Annotated in this window: 3 protein-coding genes; all 3 read left to right on the top strand. The window is 63.5% G+C overall.

All coding sequences use genetic code 11. From position 1 onward, the window contains the following. The coding region (locus QZL67_RS00720) for a hypothetical protein (RefSeq protein ID WP_292919594.1) at positions 1-234 on the top strand (234 nt) is incomplete at its 5' end. Continuing rightward, complete coding sequence (locus QZL67_RS00715) at positions 234-1358, top strand: VWA domain-containing protein (RefSeq protein WP_022288872.1); 1125 nt, start codon at positions 234-236, stop codon at positions 1356-1358. The genes QZL67_RS00720 and QZL67_RS00715, both read left to right, overlap by 1 nt. A gap of 14 nt (positions 1359-1372) precedes the next feature. Then, positions 1373-2141: SWIM zinc finger family protein (locus QZL67_RS00710; RefSeq protein ID WP_292919592.1), on the top strand; the 769-nt coding region annotated here is incomplete at its 3' end.

Here is a 2141-nt window from a genome sequence, read left to right as displayed (position 1 = left end):
ACGGACCAGGACTTTACCGTGCTCCTGCCGGAACTGCGGCTGGCTTTCAGCTATTTCCTGCCCATGGAAACGAACCGCATCGCCCGGCGGGCCGCGGCGCTGCACGGGGCAGACGGCGGTGCGCTCCAGCGGCCGGCGGCAGTTGACGCCACCGCATATGCCCGGGCGGAAGCTCTGGACGCATGGGCCGCCTCCCGGCTGGATGCCTTCGCAGAGGAAGGAGATGACGCGTGATGCTGACCGACGGTGCTGCGTTAAACCGCTGGCGGCTGATCCTGGGGAAGAATGCGGACCAGCAGATCGGGCTGTCCGACGGCCAGCTTGTGCGCATGGATGAAGCCCTGGATTTTCTCTATGGCCGTGAGGCTGGGGCGGATGTGAAGGGAGAACGGGACCCTCAAGGCGGACACGGTGCCAGCCAGCTGACGGTCGCCCGGTGGCTCAGCGAAGTGCGCTGCCTGTTTCCGCGGGAAACCGCGGAGATTTTGCAGCGGCATGCCCTGGACCGCTATCAGCTGACGGAGCTGCTGGCCAACCGGGAAGTCCTGGAGAAGATGGAGCCTAACCAGGCCCTCCTGGAAACCATTCTGAGTCTGAAACACCTGATGAAGGGGCCCGTTCTGGATGCTGCCCGCTGTGTCGTGAAACGGGTGGTAGACCAGCTGACAGAGCAGATGAAAAGCGACGTACAGCGCTCAGCGCTGGGAAAGCTGGACCGCAGCAGCCGGAGCAGCGTACGCTCTCTGCGCAATCTGGACATCCAGCGCACCATTCGGGAAAATCTGCCCCATTACGACCGGGATGCCCGCCGTCTGATGCTGGAGAAGGTCTACTTCAACGGCCGCATCAAACGCTGCCACCCGTGGCGGGTCATTCTGGCTGTGGATGAGAGCGGCTCCATGATGCCCAGCATCATCCACAGTGCGGTGATGGCGGGGATTTTTGCAAAACTGCCTGTGCTGGATACCCGCCTGGTGATTTTCGACACCTCAGTGGTGGATCTCAGCGGCTACGTGGACGACCCGGTGGAGGCCCTGATGAGCATCCAACTGGGAGGCGGGACCGACATCGCCGGTGCCCTCCGCTACTGCGAGTCTCTTATCACGTCGCCGCACCGCACCATGGTAGTGCTGGTCAGTGATCTTTGCGAGGGGAATACCCGGGAAAATCTCTACGGCATCTGCCGCGACATTGTGGAAAGCGGTGCCAAGCTCATCGCGCTGACAGCGCTGGATGAAACCGCCACCCCCGCCTATGACCGGTCCACTGCGGAGCATCTGGCCGATATAGGGGCCTATGTAGGCGCCATGACGCCTGCCAAGCTGGCGGACTTCATGGCAGCTGTGATGCGGGAATAAAGGAGGGCATGCTTGTGAAGCTGCCGGAACCTCTGGCGGCCGCATTGGCTGCCGCTGACGAAGATTATCTGATCGGGCTGTGCAACCGGGGCACTGTAAACCGGGCGAAAAAAGATCTTGCGGCCCTGCCCTCTCTGGAGACACAGGCAGAAAAAGACGGTGTGACGGTTCGGGTGGGAGATGCGATCTGCCTGATCAAGGTACCTCTGGGGGAGAGCCGCTGCTCCTGCCCCAGCAGCGGAATCTGCCGGCACCGCATCGCCGCCATTCTGTGGCTCCGGCAGCAGATGGCCTCCGGTGCTCCCGTTTCCGACGAAATGGCCCAGGCGCCGGCGTTTGCGCAGCTGCGCGCCTATCCAGTGGAAAAGCTGGTGCGACAGCTGGGCACAAAGCGTCTGGCCGCCGTGCTGTCCCGCCGCCAGAGCGGCGCTGGCCCCGTCATGACCGAAACCTCCGTCATCACGGTGGAGATGCCCTGGCTCCCGGCCACGGTGCGGCTCCTGGAACCACTGGAGCACAGCACCTGCACCTGTCACAGCAGGGCTTTCTGCTCCCATAAGGCCGAGGCGCTGCTTTACTGGCAGTTGGAACACGGCATCGCGGACCCGGCCTCCCTGCAGAACGCGGGCACCTGCGGAAATTCTCTGGAACTTGACCGGGTCCGCAGTGTCTGCCAGGCGGTGCAGCAGGCCCTGACCGCTCAGATGGTGACCGGTCTGAGCCGGCTTCCGCCTTCTGCCTGTGAGACCGTCGAGCGGATGGCGGCTCTGTGCCACACGGCGG

Source organism: Oscillibacter sp. CAG:155, from assembly GCA_000436875.1.
GTDB lineage: Bacteria > Bacillota > Clostridia > Oscillospirales > Oscillospiraceae > Oscillibacter.
This window is presented reverse-complemented; position numbering and strand designations above follow the sequence as displayed.

What these genes read in the sequence shown, in the direction of transcription:
- QZL67_RS00715 (WP_022288872.1), top strand. Translation starts at nt 234, where the DNA reads ATGCTGACCGACGGTGCTGCGTTAAACCGCTGGCGGCTGATCCTGGGG.